We start from the raw sequence: 17,241 nt of genomic DNA on the forward strand, positions 1-17,241 counted from the left end.
GCGGGAGGGACCCCCATCACCCCGCTCACCGGCAGCCTCAAGGCGCCGTAGCTCGAAGCCGGCATGATCCAAACGACAGGCCTAATTGCCCGCCGATGTGCAGACTAGTTTATTGCCCGTCGGTGTGCAACTATCGAGCTGTCCGCCCCCGACGACCGAAGGTCCGACATGACCGGCGCACGCGTCGCAGACACCTCGGAACGCAGCCGGACCCGCCTCACACGGGCCCGCATCCTCGAAGCGGCCAGACGGGAACTCGGCCGCGACCCCGACAGCAGCCTCGGTGACATCGCCGAGGCCGCGGGTGTCGTGCGCCGTACGGTCTACGGCCACTTCAACGGCCGGGCCGCGCTCGTGGAGGGGCTGGTGGCGGAGGCCGCGCGGGCGCTGCGGCAGGCGCTCCCGGTGCCGGACGCCGCCGAGGGGGACGCCGTCACGGAGTTGGCGCGCTTCGTCCTCGCCGTGTGGCCCGTCGGTGACCGCTACCGCATCCTGCTCCGCCTCACCCCGCAGGACCTCGGGGCCGAACGGGTCGCCGAAGTCCTCGCCCCCGCGCGCGACATGGCGGAGGCGATCATCGGCCGGGGCCAGCGGCAGCGGGTCTTTCAGACCCGCGTTCCGCCGGTCGTGCTGACCCGGGCGCTGGAGGGACTCCTGCTGGGGCTCCTGGACTGTGTGAACGGCGGGGCCTGGAGTGACGACGGCACGGGCACCGCGACCGCCGCCCTGGTCGCGATGGGCGTGGACGGCGACCGCGCCGGGGCCTGTCTGCGCGGCCTCGTCCGGCCCCAGGACCACGGCGCCTAGGCGCACTTCACGAAGAACCACCCGAAGGCGCACTTCACGAAGAACCACCCCAAGAGGAGAACCATGTACCAGTCCCAGCGCGACGAGGAGTACTTCGGCGAGCCCTTCGCCGAGCCCTACGGCGACGCAGCCGTGTATGTGAGCGCCCCGACACCGAGGAGGCGGCGCCTGATCATCGTCGTCGGCGCCTCCCTGGCGGCGCTGCTGATCGGCTCGGTCGCGGTCGACCGTATCGCCGCGGCCCGCGCGGAGAGCCGTACGGCCAAGGCGTTCCAGGACGGGATGGGAACCGCCGACCGCCCTTCGGTGCACGTCAGCGGCTTTCCCGTGCTGACACAGCTGGCCCGGGGCCGCCTGGACCACGTCGACCTCACCGCCGAGGACATCCCCGCGAACGGCACGACCCGGCCCCTGCCGGTGACGAGACTGACGGTCGGCATGGACGGTCTGAGGACATCGGGGAGTGCCGACGAGGCGCACGCGCGCGGTGTTCGGGCGACCGCCCATCTGTCGTACGCGGATGTGACGAACGCGCTCGGCGTGGAGGTGTCGCGGGGCGGCGAGCCGGGCCGGATCAACGCGACGGCCGGTCTGCCGCTCGTCGGCGCGGTGACCGTGAGCGTGGCCGTCTCGGCGGCGAGCGGCAACAGCATCACCTTCACGGATGTCCGTGCCGTCCGGGGAGAACTGATCCCTCCGCTGAAGTCACTGTTCGACAAGGCCCTGGACGAGCCCATTCCGTTGGAGAACGTTCCCGAAGGGCTCCATCTGCGGTCGGTCACCACCACCGACGACGGGATCGACGCCCGCTTCACCGGTACGTCGGTCACCTTCCGCCCGGATACGTCGTCGGGTACGTAGACGTGCCGGGCGCGTGGGCGGGGGCGGGCGGTCGGTCGAGGCAAAGGAGCAGGTCGGGGTCAAGGAGGGGGCGGCGGGCGTTCAGTCGAGGTCGGGGAGGGGGCGGCGGGCGACCTCATGGGCGTCGTCCGCAGGCAGGCCCAGCATGCGCAGGACCATCTCGGCGAGGTTCACCGCGGCCTCGTCGCCGTCCACCTCGGGGCGGGCGAAACGCAGCTCCACCAGGGACAGCAGGGTTCCGCCCAGCGCCGAGAGGGCGACCACCGGGTCGAGGGCGGTGAAGCGGCCGGAGCCGATGCCGGCCTGGAGATCGCGCAGCGCCCGGCGGGCCAGGCCGTTGTCCGCGTGGATGTGCCCGAGGCCGCGGCGGCGCAGGACCTGCATCAGCTCCGGGTGGGAGTCGGCCATCCGGGCGCTGAGCCGGAAGCCGGCCGCGACGAGCTCCGCCGGGTCGTCGATCCCGGCCAGACGCTCGTCGAAGTTCTGGCCGAACTCCTCCATGGCGTCCACCACCGCCGTCTCGAACAGCTCCGCCTTGGACTCGAAGTGGTTGTAGAACGACCCGAAGCCGACGTCCGCGCGCTCGGCGATCGCCTGGATGCTGGCGCTCGTGTCCCCGGTCTCGGCGAGTATCCGCCGGGCCGCTCGGACGAGAGCCCTGCGGGTCTCCGCGCGACGCCGCTCGAACCGGTTGCTGGGCGGGGCTGACATAGGCATGCGGGGATTCTAACCGCCGGGCCGATGATGATCGCAGTCCTGATGAATTCATCATTTCCTCCCGCGAACGCCTTGACGACAGAACTGTCACAGTTGATGATTTCCTCATTACGGCGATGTTGCTCGGAGGGCACCATGTCTGAAATCCGCGTCGACGGGACCGGCGCCATCACGGCCCACCAGGACCTCCACAGTGAGCAGGGCGCCCTGCGCGGCGAACACCCCGGCCGCTCCCGGAACCCGGTGATCAAGGTGGCCGACCTGGCCTGGCTGGAGTTCGAGAAGCCCGACCTGGACCGCGCCGAGGTCTTCGCCCGGGACTTCGGCTTCCAGATCGCCGCCCGCACCGAGCGGGAGCTGTGGCTGCGCGGCACCTTCGCCGGCCCGCCCTGCATGGTGATCCGGCGCGGCCGTACGTCCCGCTTCATCGGCCCGGCCTTCCGGGCGGCCGAGCGGGCCGACCTGGACCGGCTGGCCCGCGCCACCGGAGCGGCCGTACGCGACCTCGATCGGGCCGCCGTTCCCGGTGGCGGCCAGGTGGTCGACCTGCTCGACCCCTCGGGCTTCCCGGTGCGGGTCGCGCACTGCGGCGAACAGCTCCCCGCGCTGCCGGAACAGCGGCCGCTGCTCCTCAACTTCGGCACGGACCACCGTCGTACGAACGCCACGCAGCGTCCGCCGCGCGAGCCGTCCCGTGTCCAGCGCCTCGGCCATGTGGTGCTGGAGACCCGGGTGTTCGGCCGGGCCCTGGACTGGTACCTGGACACCCTCGGCATGATCGTGTCCGACTTCCTGTTCCTGGACGGGCAGCGCGGGCGCGGTCCGACGATGGCGTTCATCCGCTGCGACCTGGGCGGCGTGCCGGCCGACCACCACACGCTGGCCATGCACCTGGGGCCGGGCACCGGCTATGTCCACTCGGCCTACCAGGTCACCGACCTCGACTCCATCGCCGCCGGTGGCGAGTACCTCAAGGAGCGCGGCTACAAGCGCAGTTGGGGCATCGGCCGGCACATCCAGGGCAGCCAGCTCTTCGACTACTGGCGCGACCCCGACCACTTCATGCTGGAGCACTTCGCCGACGGCGACCTGTTCTCCTGCGACGTCGAGCCCGGCTGGGCGCCGATGTCGACCAGCGGTCTGGCCCAGTGGGGCCCGCCCGCCACCCGCGACTTCCTCGGCGCGAGCCCCTCCCCGCAGCGGGTCCGCGATGTCATCGAGGCCCTGCGCGGCGACAACGAGATGGACCCCGCCCGTCTGTTCGGCCTGCTCAAGGCCGCCAACTCCTGAACCCCTTCACAGAGAGCCATGTCATGAGCACCAATGTCCTGCGCACATCCGACGGCTGGTGGGTCGTCCGCGGCGACCGGGCCGTCCGCGTCGGCACCAAGGCCGCCACCACCGCCGAGCTGCTGGCCGACCGGGCCGCCGTCCGCGAGGCCGCCGCCTCCGACGAGCCGGGCACCCCGGTCGCCGACCTGGTGGCGCTCTCGCCGGTCACGACCCCCTGCCGGGTCGTCGCCCAGATGGTCAACTACCGCAGCCACGCCCGCGATTCGGGCTTCACCGGCGACATCCCGCCCGCCTTCTTCCGCAAGGCGTCCGGCTCGGTCAGCGGCCCCGGCGACGCCGTCGTCCGCCCCGCCCATGTGCAGTTCCTCGACTACGAGATCGAACTCGGCCTCGTCATGGGCGCCCCCCTGCCCATCGGCACCGTGGTCGAGGAACGGGACCTGTCCTCGTACGTCGCCGGACTGGTGATCACCAACGACATCAGCGCCCGCGAGGTGCAGCTGACCAGGACCCAGTTCTACGAGAGCAAGTCGTACCCCACCTTCACACCCACCGGCCCCCACCTCACGCTGCTGGAGCCCGAGGACTTCGCCCGACTCCTGGACCTGCGGCTGAAGTTGAGCGTCAACGGCGAGCTTCGGCAGGACCGCACCCTCGCCGACATGATCGTCCGCCCCGCGCGGGCGCTGACCCTGCTGGCCCGCTTCCAGACCCTGGACGCCGGCGATCTGCTGCTGACCGGCACCCCCGGCGGCACGGCCCTGAAGGCGCCGCCCAAGGCGGTCGAGAAGATCGGCTCGCTGCTGCCGCCCGCGGTGAAGTGGAAGGCCTTCTTCAAGAGCCAGGCCAAGAACCCGCACTACCTGCACACGGGCGACGTGATCACGGCGACGATCGCGACCCCCGACGGCCGCATCGACCTCGGCGAGCAGCGCACGCCCGTCACCGACGCGAACTGACATCCGAGGTGAGCCGCATATGACCGTCACCGACGCGAACCGACACCCGAGGTGAGCCGCACATGACCGTCGACGAAGCCGCCCGCGTGCCCGTCGTGATCGTCGGGGCCGGGCCGGTGGGCGTGACCGCCGCCCTCCTCCTGGCCCGGCGCGGAGTCCGCAGCGTCGTCCTGGAACGCCACCAGGACGTCTACCCGCTCCCGCGCGCCGTCGCCACCGACGACGAGATCCGCAGAATCCTCCAGGCCGCGGGCGTCGGCGAGGAGTTCACCGCGATCACCCGCCCGGCCGGAGGGCTGCGGCTGCTGGACGCCCGGCACCGGGTGATGGCCGAGTTCCGGCGCTCCCCGCACGGCGCGCACGGCTATCCGCAGTCCAGCATGTTCGACCAGCCCGAGCTGGAACGCGTCCTGCGCGACGCCCTGGCCCGGCGCCCGGAGTGCGAACTGCGCGGCGGCGTCGAGGTCACCGGCGTCGGCCCGGACACCACGGGCCCCGTCCGGGTGACCTACCGCGACGACGACGGCGAGCACGAGCTGTGGGCCGACGCGGTCCTCGGCTGCGACGGCGCGGGCAGCCTCACCCGCGAAGCCATCGGGGGAGTCTGGGAGGACCTGCGCTTCGAGGAACGCTGGAAGGTCATCGACGTCCGCACGACGGCCGACGTCCGCTGCTGGGAGGGCGTCGACCAGGTCTGCGACCCCGACCGGCCGGCTACCTTCATGCGGGTGGGCGAGGACCGCTACCGCTGGGAGTTCCGGCTGGGCGACGGCCAAGAGACGGTGCGCGAGCTGGTCGCGCCATGGCTCCCGCCCGCGTACGACGGGGACTTCGAGGTCGTCCGCGAGACGTCGTACACCTTCCGGGCGCGCGTCGCCGACCGCTGGCGCGCCGGACGTGTCTTCCTGCTCGGTGACGCCGCCCACCTCACCCCGCCGTTCGTCGGGCAGGGGCTGTGCGCGGGCATCCGGGACGCCTACAACCTCACCTGGAAGCTGGCCCGAGTCCTCCGACAGGGCGGCGATGAGCGGCTGTTGGGGACGTACGAGAGCGAACGCAAGCCGCACGCGCGGCATGTGATCCGTCTCGCGGTCGCCATGGGCTGGGCCATGACCGGCGGCCAGGACGGCGCCGCCGCCTTCCGCCGCAGGGCGCTGGCCGCGGCCTGCCGCGTACCCGGCCTGACCGAGCTGGCCGGACGCGACCTCAGCCCGCCGCTGACCGCCGGGCCGCTGGTGCGGCGCGGTGTCCGCCGGGGCCTGGCGGGCACGCACTGTCCGCAGCCATGGGTGAGCGCCGGCGGCCGGCGCACCCGTCTCGACGAGGTGCTCGGCGACTCCTTCACCGTCCTGACCGCCGCCGAACCCGGGCCCTCGCTGACCGCGCTCGCCCACGGCCTCGGCGTACGCGCGGTCGCCGTGGGCGGACTCGGCGACGACGGCACGCTCGCCGCCTGGCTGCGCGCCGGACACGCGGACGCGGTCCTGCTGCGGCCCGACCGTGTCGTGATGGACGTCGTCCCGTCCGGCGGCCGCGACTTCACCTCGACCGCCGACTGGGCGTCCCTGCTGCACACCACGCGACGCCCCGGTACGCGCAGCCCCGACACACGAAGCCCCGACACACGAAGCCCCGGTCCTTCCGAACGGACGTCCCCGAAAAGCCTGTTGAGGAGCACCACACGATGAAGACGTCGTATCCGGACCCGTTCTTCACACCCGACCCGGAGGCAGCGGCGGCCAGCCGCATCGCGGACTTCGCCCGCCACGCCGGAGTGGACGCCACCGACTACGCGGCCCTGCACCGGTGGTCGGTCACCGACCTGGAGGGCTTCTGGGGCGCGGTGTGGACATACTTCGCCGTCGACGCCGACACCCCGTACGAGCGGGTCCTGGCCGAGGAGACCATGCCGGGCGCCCGCTGGTTCCCCGGCGCCACCCTCAACTACGCCCACCACGCCCTGCGCCATGTCGGGGACGACGATGTCGCGATCATCGCCCTGGACGAGACCGGCACCGCATACGAGGTGACGGGGGAGCGGCTGCGCGCCCAGGTGGCCTCCGTCGCCGCCACCCTGCGCGACCTCGGCGTCGGCAGGGGCGACCGGGTCGCCGGCTATCTGCCCAACACCCCGCACGCCATCGTGGCGTTCCTCGCCGCCGCGAGCCTGGGCGCCGTCTGGTCGGTGTGCGGGCAGGACTACGCGCCCAAGGCCGCCGCCGACCGGTTCGGCCAGCTCGAACCCACCGTCCTGATCGCCGCCGACGGCTACCTCTTCAACGGCACCACCCACGACCGCCGCGACGCCACCCTCGAACTCGCCGGCTCCCTGCCGACGCTGAAGGCCACCGTGCTGGTCGACCACGTGGGCCTGCCGTGGCCGTCGCGGCCGTACCCCTCGCTGGTCGTCCCCTGGGAGGACGCCTCCACCCGCACCGAGGAACTCGCCTGCGCGCCGGTGCCGTTCGACCACCCGCTGTGGGTCGTGTTCTCCTCCGGCACCACCGGCCTGCCCAAGGGCATCGTGCACGGCCACGGCGGCGTCCTGCTGGAGCACCTCAAGACGCTGGGCCTGCACTCCGACCTCGGCCCCGGCGACCGCCTCCTGTGGTACACCACCACCCACTGGATGATGTGGAACCTGGTCGCCTCCACCCTCCTGACCGGCGCCACGACCTGCACCTACGACGGCAGCCCGGCGCCCTTCGCCAAGCTCGACGTCCTGTGGGAGCTGGCCGCCCGCCACCGGATCACCGTCTTCGGCACCAGCCCCCAGTACCTGCTGGGCATGGCCAAGTTCGGCATCGACCCCTCCGGGCACGACCTGTCCTCGATCCGCGTCGTCGGCTGCACCGGCTCCGCCCTGCCCGCCTCCGCCTACCCCTGGGTCCGCGACCACGTCGGCGAGCACGTGCTGCTGGCCTCCATCAGCGGCGGCACGGACGTGGTGTCCGGCTTCGCGGGCAGCGCCCCCAACACCCCCGTCTGGGCAGGGGAGTTGTCCGCACCCCACCTGGGCGTGGCACTGGCCGCGTACGACGCCGAGGGCGCCCCGGTCGTGGACCAGGTCGGCGAGCTGGTCGTCACCCGCCCCATGCCGTCGATGCCGCTGTCCTTCTGGAACGACCCCGACGGCACCCGCTACCGCGACGCCTACTTCTCCTCCTACGCGGGCATATGGCGGCACGGCGACTGGATCACGATCACGGGCCATGGCTCGGTGATCATCCACGGCCGCTCCGACTCCACCCTCAACCGCAACGGCGTCCGCCTGGGCAGCGCCGACATCCACGACGTCGTCGAACGCCTCCCCGAGATCGCCGAGGCCCTGGTCATCGGCGCGGAGGAGCCGGACGGCGGCTACTGGATGCCGCTGTTCGTGGTCCTCGCGGCCGGGGCGACCCTGGACGACACCCTCCGCGACACGATCCGCGACGCCATCCGGACCGGAGCCTCACCGCGCCACGTCCCCGACGAGATCCTCGAAGTGCCGGGCATCCCGCACACCCGCACCGGCAAGAAACTCGAAGTCCCCGTCAAACGGCTCCTCCAGGGCGCCCCGGTCGAGCAGGTTGTCAACCCGGCCACCGTGGACGACCCCGACCTCATCGCCCACTACGCCCGCCTGGGCGACGAACGCCGCAAGGGCAGGGCCACCGCATGACGACAGCACTCGCCGTCGCCCTGTGCCTGGTCTTCCTCCCCCTCGGCCTGGCGAAGCTGGCCGCCGTGCCGTTCATGCGCGAGGCGGCCGCCCACCTCGGCATGTCGACCCGGCTCTACCGCGTCGTCGGCGCGCTGGAGGTCGCCGGGGCCACCGGTCTGCTGACGGGCCTGACCTGGACGCCGCTGGGCGTGGCCGCCGCGACCGGCCTCGCCCTGCTCATGACCGGGGCGGCCGTGGCCCACCTGCGCCACGGCGACCCGCCGCCCCGGGCCGTCCCCGCCGTCGCACTGGCCCTGATCGCCCTCACCTACGCGGGAACGGCGATGGCCACCGGCTGACCGGTGCTCCCGCCCCGCGCGCCGGCCGTACCTGGAACTTTTCAGGGACGTCCGCGACGGCGTACGGGTTAGCGTCGGGCGATCGCACGAGCCGGTTTCCTCGGGGGAGAACGACGTGCTACGCATCCATTTCAGCGACGCCGACCTGGGCAGAACCAGACTGTCCGCCGTACCGGACCCGCTCTGGGAGATCGCCGCCAGTCTGCACCGGCTCCAGACCCGGCAGGGCCGCTGGGCCTACGCCGAGTGGTACCGCACCACCCGCCGGCGACTACGGGAGAAGGGCCTGGAACGAGCGGTGCGCACCGTACTGCTGCCGCTGCTGCCACGGGCCGCCTACTTCCCGGACTTCCTGACGCCCTACCAGTCCGTCGACGGACTCGGCGCCGGTCTCGACGCCATCCTGGCCACCCCGCCGCACCGGGTCCTGAAGGAGACGGCCCGCCTCGACCGCCTCGTCGGAGCGCCCTCCTGGGCCCCGCGACTGGCCGAGCCGACGGTCCGCGAGGAACTGGTACGGGTGCTGCGCGCCTACCACGAGGTCGCCATCGCCCCGTACGAGGAGCAGATCCACGCCCGTGTCGAGGCGGAGCGGGTGGCGCGCTGCCGGATGGTCATGGACGGCGGCGTCGAGGGCATGCTGGCCGGGCTCGGCCCCGGAATGCGCTGGGAACGCCCCGTTCTGCGCGTCGACTACCACCCGACGGTGGACCGTGACGTACACCTGGACGGGCGCGGGATGCTGCTGGTCCCGTCGTACTTCAACTGGCAGCGCCCCGTCACCCTCGCTGACCCGGACCTCCCGCCGGTGCTGGTCTATCCGCTGCTCCACGAGCCGCCGGCGCCGCGCCGCGCGGAGCGGGCCGGCTCACCCGTCGAGTCGCTGGCCGCGCTGCTGGGGCGTTCCCGGGCCGCGGCTCTGTACGCGGTGGCGGCGGCCGGCGCCACGACCGGCGAGATCGCCCGCGCGGCCGGGGTGGCCGCCTCCTCCGCCAGCCGGCACGCCACCTTGCTGCGCGACGCGGGCCTCATCACCAGCGTCCGCCACGGTCCGACCGTGCTGCACACCCTCACACCGGCCGGAGCGTCCGTACTGCGGGCAGCGACCCGGGCGCCGGGCGGTGGCGGCGGTGGTGACGGTGGCCGTGGCGAGTGAGGCCGCCGCCGCCGAGTCCGCCGGCCCCGGCCCGTCACGGCTTCTCGGTCCCGCGCAACGCGCGCCACGTGTTCGGCCCCACGATGCCGTCCGCGTCCAGCCCGGCCCGCTTCTGGAAGGTGATGACGGCCGCCTGGGTCAGGGGACCGAAGTCGCCGTCCGCTTCCCCCACTTCGGTGATGCCGTGCAGATGTCTGAGCAGGCACTGGGCCTCGCGGACCTGACTGCCCCCGTCGCCCCGCTTGATGGTGAAGTCCCAGGTGCCGTTCCAGCCGGCCGTGTAGCCGAGGCCGTGCTCGTCGTCCTCGTACACCGCCGGTTTCTCGCAGGTGGGCGGGGCGGTCGCCACCGCCCGCGCCTCGGGGTCCGCCCGCGACTCGGTGTATGTCACCGCCGCCGCCCCGAGCGCCGCCGCGGCGAACACGCCCGCCAGCACGGGGCGCCGCCACCGCCGGGGCCGCAGTCTGGGCAGGCGGCCCGACGGCGCGGCACCGGCGGCCCGCTCCACCCGGCGCAGCAGCGAGGCGGTGTCGACGACGCGCTCCTGGTGGGTGGCGGCCAGACAGTCGCGGACGATCCGCTGCCAGGCCTCCGGGAGTTCGGGGGACAGCCGCAGTTCCTCGGTGCCGCGCACGTACCGTGTCGCCGCGTCGGCGCGGGCCTCGGCGGTGGCACCCGGGAGCGGGAACGTACCCGTCAGGACGACATGGCAGAGCACGCCGAAGGCCCAGACGTCGGCGGTGGGCCGCACCCGGGCGCCCCGCTCGTCGACCTCGGGCCACAGCAGCTCCGGCGCGGTGTAGTCGGGGGTCGCGAACGCCGGGGCGTAGGCGTGCGTGCCCTGCAGTTCGGCCGCCATGTTGAAGTCGGCCAGCCGTACCGAACCGTCCTTCATCAGCAGCACGTTGGCCGGTTTCAGATCGCCGTGGAGCCAGCCCGCGTGGTGCAGCTGGTGCAGGCCCTGGCAGATCTGGGCCAGCAGCGCGGGGCCCGCCTCGGGGGTCGGCGTCCTCTTCAGCACGGCGTCCAGGGAGCCCTCGGCCCGCTCCAGGACGAGGACGGTGGCGCCGTCCAGCTCCGGGTGGCCCGGATCGTCGACCGTCAGGGTCTCGTACATGCGGATCAGCCGGGGCGCGCGCAGCCGCTCCAGCAACTGCACCTCGCGGTCGGCCAGTTCGCGCAGATGACGCAGTTGCCGAGGCGTACGGGTGCCGGTCGGCAGGAACTTCAGCGCGGCCCGGCGGGGCAGGCCGACGCCCGCGCCCTCCTCGCCGGCTCGGCGCGGCAGCGCCGCCTCCGCTTCTCCGTCCCCGACCTCTCCGTCCCCGACGCGGCGGGCCTCGTACACGGTGGCGAACGCGCCGGAGGCGATCGGCTCGCGGACCTCCCACGAGCCGATCCGGTACCCCTTCGGCACGGCGACGGCGACGGCGTCGGAGTGCGGCTTCCCGGTCATCGGCGGACCACCCCCTCGGCCGTGGCGGAGGCGAGGACGACGAGGTCGTCCTCGCGGACCAGATCGAAGCGCAGCGCGAGTGAGACCAGGGACTCCTTCTTGCCGTTGACGCGCCGCCCCGGCTCGGCCGCCTCCGGGCCGGGCCGCAGCCGCAGCTTGAGGGCGAGGTAGTCGATGTTCCAGTAGACGGCGGAGCGGCTGACCTGCGGCCAGGTGGGGCGCAGCAGGTCGACCAACTGCTCGACCGTGGGCGGCGGGGCGTGCGGTTCGCCGCGCAGCCGGGGCTCGCACAGGGCGACCAGCACCGCGAAGTACCGGCTCGCGCGGTCCAGGGCGAACGCCGGCGCGGTCATCGCGCCGGGCAGCCCACGGCGGTCGGTGTCGCGGTAGCTGTGCCGGGGGGCCCAGACGTCGAAGGAGAGCAGATCACCGGAGGCGGGCAGGACCACCCGGGCGAACTCGAACGGCACGGGCGCCTCCACCCGGCCCGGCGCGACCTTGATGTGCTCGCCGGCGCCCTCCGGGTTCTCCACCACGTATGTCTGGTCCGCGCTCAGATTGCTCAGCAACCAGTAACTCCCGGTCGCCGTGATCTCCCCGGCGACCCGGGGAACTCCCGCGTGCGCGATGGTGAGACCGCCTTCCGTCTCCGTCCTGCCGAAGACGAGGCGTTCCCCGCCGCCGATCCTGATCTGGTCGTCCGGCCCACCGCAGAACGGCGGTACGACGATGATGCTGTGCAAGGGCTGTCCCCTTCCCCCGGGCCCAGCAGGGCCGCCCACTCACCCCGATCCGACGGACCAAGGGGCAGGGTAGGCGGGCCCACTGTGCGGTTGCGAAGCTTTCCCGGACACGGCGCGTCGCCCGCCCGACGGCAGAATCGTGACATGTGCCCATGCCTGCCATCACTGCCGTGAGCGGGCAGTCCTGACCGTCCCCTCCTTGCCGGTCGGCCCGGAGACCGATGGGTCTTATTTCGTTGTTCCTCGGTGGCCTTCGAGCCCTAGCATGGGCCGTTGCACCGGATGTTGTTCGATATTTCGAACGAATGAGCAAGAGTGGATGTGATGCCATTGACTGCGGTGATCGAGGCGCGCGGGCTGTCCAAGGTGTTCCAGACGACCGTGCGCCGGCCGGGGCTCGCCGGCGCCCTGCGGTCGCTCGTCAGCCCGGAGCGGGTCGACAAGGTGGCCGTACAGGACGTCGAATTCAGCGTCGGCAAAGGGGAGTTGCTCGCCCTGCTCGGACCCAACGGGGCCGGGAAGTCCACCACCATCAAGATGCTCACCGGGATTCTGACGCCCACCTCCGGCGAGGCGCTCGTCGCGGGCGTCGTCCCGCACAAGGACCGGGAGCGCAACGCCCGCAACATCGGGGCCGTGTTCGGGCAGCGGACCCAGCTGTGGTGGGACCTGCCCGCCCGGGAGTCGTTCGAGATCCTCCGGGACATCTACGGGGTTCCCGGGGAACAGTTCCGGGCCCGTATAGCGGAGTTCGACGAACTGCTCGAACTCTCCGAGTTCTGGGACACCCGGGTGCGGCATCTGTCCCTCGGGCAGCGGGTGCGCTGCGATCTCGCCGCCTCGCTCCTCCACGACCCTCCCGTCGTCTTCCTCGACGAGCCCACCATCGGCATGGACGTGGTGGTCAAGGAACAGGTACGGCGGTTCCTGCGGCATCAGGTCGAGGAGCGGGAGCGGACCGTGCTGCTCACCACCCATGACATGACCGAGGTCGAGAGGCTCGCAGAGCGGGTCGTGCTCATCAACCACGGGCGGATCGTTCTGGACGGCTCCCTTCAGGAGATACGGCACCGTTTCGGCGGCAGTTGGCAGATCCGGGTGACCCTCGCCGACCTCACGGCCGACTCCGAGCACGAGATCGACCCCGCCCGGCTACCCGGGTTCGAGGGCATCGCCGTACTTCGGAGGGAAGGACCCCGGCTGGTGTTCGGGCCCGTCGGCGCGGACGCGCCCTCCGTCCACGAGGCGCTCAAGGTGATCATCGGGCGGTTCCAGGTCTCCGACCTCGCGCTGGAGGAGAACGACCTGGAGGACGTCATGCGCGCCGCCTACCTCAGCGCCGTACCGGCCCAGGCGACGAGCGCACAGACGAGCGCCGAGAAGCCCGCCGACGCGTCCGCCGACGAATCCGCCGTCCCGACCGCCTCCCAAGGCGGGTGAACCGTGGCCACCACCACCGCGCCCCCGAAACCGAACGAGGCGGCGCCGGGCATCGGCACGCTCGTCTCCCGGGTCCGCCGTATCGCCTTGATCACCCCCCGGGGAGAGCTGCTGGCCCCTCCCCGGATGACGGCCACCGCCATCCGGCTGTTCGTCCAGGTCTGCCTGGTCGTCTACCTCTGGCGGGGGCTGTACGCCAACACCTCCTCCAGCGCCGGGCTGAACGAGACCCAGGCCGTCGGCTACGCCGTACTCGCCGTACTCGCGAGCCGCATCCGAGGCCTCGACCGGCAGGCCGGCCGGGACATGGTCATCCAGCATCTGCGCTTCGGGACGATCGTCTACTGGTACCTACGGCCGCTCAAACCCCGGCGGTACTACGCCCTGCGCGCCCTCGGCGACCAGCTGTACGGCTTCGGATGGGTGCTCGTCGGCTATGCGCTCTCCCTCGCCGTCGGCATCGTCGCCCCGCCGGGCTCGCCCGAGGTCGCGGCGGTGTTCCTCGCCAGCCTGCTCCTCGGCCAACTGGTCCTGTACTACGTGATGATGCTGGTCGACCTGCTCTGCTTCTGGACGCTGCGCAACGAGGCGGCGATCCTCATCATCGTCTTCGCGCAGAACCTGCTCTCCGGCGTGTACGCACCGCTGTGGTACTTCCCCGACTGGTTCATCACGCTCAGCGCGTTCCTGCCGTTCCAGTCGACGCTCGGCGTACCGCTCTCCATCTACATCGGACGGATCGGCGTCGACGACGCCTTCGGGCAGATGGCGGTCCAGGGTGTCTGGATCGTGCTGCTCGCCCTGCTCACCCGCTGGCTCTGGGACCGGGCCGGCCGCCGCGTCGTGGCCCAGGGGGGATGAGGACGATGACGACGAAGTCGCACCCTCTGCGGGTCGTCTGGCGGATCACCAAGCTCAACTTCAAGGCCCGGCTGGAGTACCGGGGCGAGTTCCTGATGGGGATCGCCATCGGGGCGATCTGGCAGGTCTCGATCATCGTGTTCGCCTCGGTGCTGCTGACCCGCTTCCCGGGGCTCGGCGGCTGGTCCAGCTCCGACGTACTGCTGATCGCGAGCATGCGCATGCTCAGCCACGGTCTGTATGTGCTCTTCCTGGGCCGGGTGCAGTACATGAGCGTGCTCGTCCAGGAGGGGCTCGTCGACCCCTGTCTGATCCGTCCGATGCCGGTGTACCGGCAGGTCCAGCTGGCCTTCTTCCCGGTCAACGCCATCGGCGACCTGATCGTGGCCGTCGGTCTGTTCATCGGCGCGATCCAGCGCAGTACGCACGACTGGACCCCGGGGCGGATCGGGTACGTCGTGGCCGGTGTGCTCGGCGGGATGCTGATCGAGGCCGCGATGTTCACGGCGCTGGCCGCCGCCGCGTTCCACTTCCCGGCCACCTCGTACTGGAGCCAGTGGCTGGAGGAGCTGATGGGGACCTTCGGCAGCTATCCGCTGAGCATCCTCCCGAAGGCCGCCTCCGCCGCGTTCACCTTCGTCGTGCCGCTCGCCTTCATCGCGTACTTCCCGGCCGGGGTCCTCACCGGCCACGCGGACGCGATGGGCGTACCGGCCGCCCTGGCCATCGCCGCCCCGCTCATCGGCCTGGTCGCCTTCGTGCTCTCCCGGCTGCTGTGGAACTGGAGCCTGAGCCGGTACACGGGGGTCAACGGGTAGGCCGCCAGGGCTGGTCGGGCAGGTTCAGGAGGACTGCCGAGGTCCGTCAGACCCCCGGTTCAGGAGGCGTGCCGAGGTCCGTCAGACCCCCGGCACCCTCCTGAACCTCCCCGCCACGCTCAGCTCCGTCTCCACCCGGTCCACCGCCGCCCGCAGCTCCGGCAGCACGTCCGCCACGCACTCCTCGACGCTGCGCCGGCTGCTGTGCATCGCCACGTTCACGGCGGCGACAGCGCGGCCGTCCCGATCCCGTACGGGTACGGCGATGGAGCGCAGCCCCTCCTCCAACTCCCCGTCGACCAGGGCGAAACCGGCCTCCCGCACCCGGTCCAGCACCGCCCGCAGCTCCTCCCGGTCGGTGATCGTGTGCGGAGTCAGCGGGGCGAGTTCGGCGGGGAGGGGGACGGCGTCCGGGGGGAGGTCGGCGAGCATCACCCGGCCCAGGGAGGTCGCGTAGGCCGGCAGCCGCGTCCCGAGCGTGATGTTGACGCTCATGATCCGGCTCGTGGCGACCCGCGCCGTGTACTGCACCTCCTCCCCGTCCCCGGTCAGCACCGCCAACGACGCCGAGTCATGGACCCGCCCGGACAGTTCGGCCAGATGCGGGGCGGCGATCCGCGGCAGCGCCAGCATCGACAGCGGCGGAAAACCGAGGCCCAACACCCGGGGCGTCAGCCGGAAGAAACGGTCGGACGACGTGACGTACCCGAGGTGTTCGAGGGTGATCAGCGCGCGCCGGGCCGTCGCCCGGGCGAGCCCCGTGGCCTGCGCGACATCGGTGAGCGTCAACTCGGCCCGCCCCTCCCCGAACGAGGTGATCACGGTCAGCCCCCGAGCCAGCGACTCGATGAACTCCCGGCCCAGCTCCTGCTTGGAGGCCCCGGTCCAGGCGGCGAGCCCGGAGGGGGCGGGCGTGGGGGAGGGGGCGTCCGGGCGGGAGGCGTCCGGACGGGGGGTGTCCGGACCGGGGGCGTTCGGGTCGGGGGTATCCGGGCGGTGGGCGTTCGGGCGGGAGGCTTCGGCGGTGCGCAGCTCCCGCTCCATCTCGGCCACCGTCGCCCGAAGACGCGGCAGCAACGCCGTACGCAGGGACTCCGCCGTGTGCCGACTGGTGTGGCTGACGACGTTGGCCACGCACGCGATCCGGCCGCTCCTCGGATCGCGTACCGGTACGGACACCGCCACCAGCCCCGGTTCGATCAACTGGTCGTCCAGGGCCCACCCCTGGGCCGCCGCCTGGGCCGTACGGGCCTCGAAGTCGTCGTACGCGCCCGCGCGGGGCGGCACGGCCGGGAAGCCGTGGCCCTCGGGGTCGGCCGCACGCCGGGTGCGCCAGCGCGCCCACTCGTCGGGGCCCCACTCGGTGGCGAAGAGGGGGCCGGGGGCGGTGCGCTCGGCTGGCAGGAGGTCGCCTATGCGGAAACTGAGGGACATCGCGCGGCGGCGGGTGGCCTGGTGGATGAAGCGGACGCCGTCGCGGTCGGCGACCGCGAGGGACACCGACTCGTCCAGCTCGTCGGCGAGGGCGTCGGCGTACGCGTCGAGGAGCCGGGGGAGGCGGAGGGCGGCGAGGTAGGCGTTGCCCAGCTCCATCAGACGCGGGGCGAGAACCGCGTCGCGGCCGTCCAGCCGTACGTAGCCCATGCGGGCCAGCGTCGCGGTGATCCGGTCGACCGTGGAACGCGCGAGCCCCGTGGCCTTCTCCAGCCGACTGAGACTCAACGTCCCGTCCGCCTCCGTGAGCCGCCGCAGCACGGAGATGCCCCGCATCAGGGGGGCGACGGCCTCCGGCGGAGCGGGGGCCTCCGGCGGGGCGAGGGCCTCCGGCGGGGCGGAGTTGGTGACGTTCGGGAGCATGGGGTCACCGTAAACGGGGTGGGCGCCTAGTAGCTCGGGGGAGGGGGTCGGTTCGCGACTGCGGGTGGGTGGGGGTTGCTCGCGCAGTTCCCCGCGCCCCTTAAAGGCATGGGCCTGCGGCCCGATGAAAAAGCGGGGCGCAGCCCCTGCTTTTTCAGGGGCGCGGGGAACTGCGCGAGCAACCCCCCCCCCCCCCCCCCCGCCCCCCCCCCCCCCCCCCCGCCCGCCGAGGAGGCCGCCCCGCCCGCCCCTTCCGCGTCCCCCTTCG

15 protein-coding genes are annotated in these 17,241 nt (G+C 72.4%); 11 read left to right on the forward strand and 4 right to left on the reverse strand.

Annotated elements, in window-relative coordinates; translation table 11 throughout:
• Positions 1-168: 168 nt before the first annotated feature.
• Together ACWD4G_RS08170 and ACWD4G_RS08175 are read left to right on the forward strand one after the other, a co-directional pair.
• Positions 169-807: a TetR/AcrR family transcriptional regulator gene (locus ACWD4G_RS08170; protein WP_451291409.1), complete on the forward strand. Its 639-nt coding sequence runs from the start codon at positions 169-171 to the stop codon at positions 805-807.
• A gap of 63 nt (positions 808-870) precedes the next feature.
• Positions 871-1,668: an LmeA family phospholipid-binding protein gene (locus tag ACWD4G_RS08175; protein WP_451291410.1), complete on the forward strand. Its 798-nt coding sequence runs from the start codon at positions 871-873 to the stop codon at positions 1,666-1,668.
• Positions 1,669-1,749: 81 nt separating this feature from the next.
• Here the strand turns inward: ACWD4G_RS08175 and ACWD4G_RS08180 are convergent, their stop codons facing one another.
• Positions 1,750-2,385 (reverse strand): TetR/AcrR family transcriptional regulator, encoded by a 636-nt coding sequence (locus ACWD4G_RS08180; RefSeq protein ID WP_451291411.1) that lies wholly within the window; start codon positions 2,383-2,385, stop codon positions 1,750-1,752.
• Positions 2,386-2,520: 135 nt separating this feature from the next.
• Between ACWD4G_RS08180 and ACWD4G_RS08185 the strand changes: the two genes are divergently transcribed.
• The 6 genes from ACWD4G_RS08185 (at position 2,521) to ACWD4G_RS08210 (ending at position 9,798) form a co-directional block, all read left to right on the forward strand.
• Positions 2,521-3,675 carry a VOC family protein gene (locus ACWD4G_RS08185; protein WP_451291412.1) on the forward strand — a complete coding sequence of 385 codons (1,155 nt, stop codon included), beginning with the start codon at positions 2,521-2,523 and terminating at the stop codon, positions 3,673-3,675.
• A gap of 23 nt (positions 3,676-3,698) precedes the next feature.
• Positions 3,699-4,637: a fumarylacetoacetate hydrolase family protein gene (locus ACWD4G_RS08190; RefSeq protein WP_451291413.1), complete on the forward strand. Its 939-nt coding sequence runs from the start codon at positions 3,699-3,701 to the stop codon at positions 4,635-4,637.
• 62 nt (positions 4,638-4,699) lie between these two features.
• The gene (gene mhpA, locus ACWD4G_RS08195; RefSeq protein WP_451291414.1) at positions 4,700-6,325 is read left to right on the forward strand and encodes a bifunctional 3-(3-hydroxy-phenyl)propionate/3-hydroxycinnamic acid hydroxylase MhpA; all 1,626 of its coding nucleotides are present in this window, start codon (positions 4,700-4,702) and stop codon (positions 6,323-6,325) included.
• Complete coding sequence (locus ACWD4G_RS08200) at positions 6,322-8,301, forward strand: acetoacetate--CoA ligase (RefSeq protein ID WP_451291415.1); 1,980 nt, start codon at positions 6,322-6,324, stop codon at positions 8,299-8,301. Before mhpA ends, ACWD4G_RS08200 begins: the two co-directional genes overlap by 4 nt.
• Complete coding sequence (locus ACWD4G_RS08205; protein WP_451291416.1) at positions 8,298-8,642, forward strand: DoxX family protein; 345 nt, start codon at positions 8,298-8,300, stop codon at positions 8,640-8,642. The genes ACWD4G_RS08200 and ACWD4G_RS08205 overlap by 4 nt, the downstream gene beginning before the upstream one ends.
• 115 nt (positions 8,643-8,757) lie before the next feature.
• A complete protein-coding gene (locus tag ACWD4G_RS08210; RefSeq protein WP_451291418.1) occupies positions 8,758-9,798 on the forward strand; it encodes a MarR family transcriptional regulator in 1,041 nt (346 codons plus the stop codon).
• Between the two features lie 34 nt (positions 9,799-9,832).
• On the opposite strand, the gene ACWD4G_RS08215 is transcribed toward ACWD4G_RS08210, so the two are convergent.
• Together ACWD4G_RS08215 and ACWD4G_RS08220 are read right to left on the reverse strand one after the other, a co-directional pair.
• Positions 9,833-11,254: a protein kinase domain-containing protein gene (locus ACWD4G_RS08215; protein WP_451291419.1), complete on the reverse strand. Its 1,422-nt coding sequence runs from the start codon at positions 11,252-11,254 to the stop codon at positions 9,833-9,835.
• The gene (locus ACWD4G_RS08220; protein ID WP_451291420.1) at positions 11,251-11,997 is read right to left on the reverse strand and encodes an FHA domain-containing protein; all 747 of its coding nucleotides are present in this window, start codon (positions 11,995-11,997) and stop codon (positions 11,251-11,253) included. Before ACWD4G_RS08220 ends, ACWD4G_RS08215 begins: the two co-directional genes overlap by 4 nt.
• A gap of 324 nt (positions 11,998-12,321) precedes the next feature.
• Here ACWD4G_RS08220 and ACWD4G_RS08225 point away from each other — a divergent pair, with 324 nt between their 5' ends.
• The 3 genes from ACWD4G_RS08225 (at position 12,322) to ACWD4G_RS08235 (ending at position 15,116) form a co-directional block, all read left to right on the forward strand.
• Complete coding sequence (locus ACWD4G_RS08225) at positions 12,322-13,437, forward strand: ABC transporter ATP-binding protein (RefSeq protein ID WP_451291421.1); 1,116 nt, start codon at positions 12,322-12,324, stop codon at positions 13,435-13,437.
• A gap of 126 nt (positions 13,438-13,563) precedes the next feature.
• Positions 13,564-14,298 (forward strand): ABC transporter permease, encoded by a 735-nt coding sequence (locus tag ACWD4G_RS08230; RefSeq protein WP_451291688.1) that lies wholly within the window; start codon positions 13,564-13,566, stop codon positions 14,296-14,298.
• Between the two features lie 5 nt (positions 14,299-14,303).
• Positions 14,304-15,116: an ABC transporter permease gene (locus ACWD4G_RS08235; protein ID WP_451291423.1), complete on the forward strand. Its 813-nt coding sequence runs from the start codon at positions 14,304-14,306 to the stop codon at positions 15,114-15,116.
• A gap of 81 nt (positions 15,117-15,197) precedes the next feature.
• Here the strand turns inward: ACWD4G_RS08235 and ACWD4G_RS08240 are convergent, their stop codons facing one another.
• Positions 15,198-16,973 (reverse strand): IclR family transcriptional regulator domain-containing protein, encoded by a 1,776-nt coding sequence (locus ACWD4G_RS08240; RefSeq protein WP_451291424.1) that lies wholly within the window; start codon positions 16,971-16,973, stop codon positions 15,198-15,200.
• Between the last annotated feature and the right edge of the window lie 268 nt (positions 16,974-17,241).

It is taken from the genome of Streptomyces sp. NPDC002643, from assembly GCF_053592555.1.

What these genes read in the sequence shown, in the direction of transcription:
- ACWD4G_RS08170 (WP_451291409.1), top strand. Translation starts at nt 169, where the DNA reads ATGACCGGCGCACGCGTCGCAGACACCTCGGAACGCAGCCGGACCCGC.
- ACWD4G_RS08175 (WP_451291410.1), top strand. Translation starts at nt 871, where the DNA reads ATGTACCAGTCCCAGCGCGACGAGGAGTACTTCGGCGAGCCCTTCGCC.
- ACWD4G_RS08180 (WP_451291411.1), bottom strand. Translation starts at nt 2,385, where the DNA reads ATGCCTATGTCAGCCCCGCCCAGCAACCGGTTCGAGCGGCGTCGCGCG.
- ACWD4G_RS08185 (WP_451291412.1), top strand. Translation starts at nt 2,521, where the DNA reads ATGTCTGAAATCCGCGTCGACGGGACCGGCGCCATCACGGCCCACCAG.
- ACWD4G_RS08190 (WP_451291413.1), top strand. Translation starts at nt 3,699, where the DNA reads ATGAGCACCAATGTCCTGCGCACATCCGACGGCTGGTGGGTCGTCCGC.
- mhpA (WP_451291414.1), top strand. Translation starts at nt 4,700, where the DNA reads ATGACCGTCGACGAAGCCGCCCGCGTGCCCGTCGTGATCGTCGGGGCC.
- ACWD4G_RS08200 (WP_451291415.1), top strand. Translation starts at nt 6,322, where the DNA reads ATGAAGACGTCGTATCCGGACCCGTTCTTCACACCCGACCCGGAGGCA.
- ACWD4G_RS08205 (WP_451291416.1), top strand. Translation starts at nt 8,298, where the DNA reads ATGACGACAGCACTCGCCGTCGCCCTGTGCCTGGTCTTCCTCCCCCTC.
- ACWD4G_RS08215 (WP_451291419.1), bottom strand. Translation starts at nt 11,254, where the DNA reads ATGACCGGGAAGCCGCACTCCGACGCCGTCGCCGTCGCCGTGCCGAAG.
- ACWD4G_RS08225 (WP_451291421.1), top strand. Translation starts at nt 12,322, where the DNA reads ATGCCATTGACTGCGGTGATCGAGGCGCGCGGGCTGTCCAAGGTGTTC.
- ACWD4G_RS08230 (WP_451291688.1), top strand. Translation starts at nt 13,564, where the DNA reads ATGACGGCCACCGCCATCCGGCTGTTCGTCCAGGTCTGCCTGGTCGTC.
- ACWD4G_RS08235 (WP_451291423.1), top strand. Translation starts at nt 14,304, where the DNA reads ATGACGACGAAGTCGCACCCTCTGCGGGTCGTCTGGCGGATCACCAAG.
- ACWD4G_RS08240 (WP_451291424.1), bottom strand. Translation starts at nt 16,973, where the DNA reads ATGCTCCCGAACGTCACCAACTCCGCCCCGCCGGAGGCCCTCGCCCCG.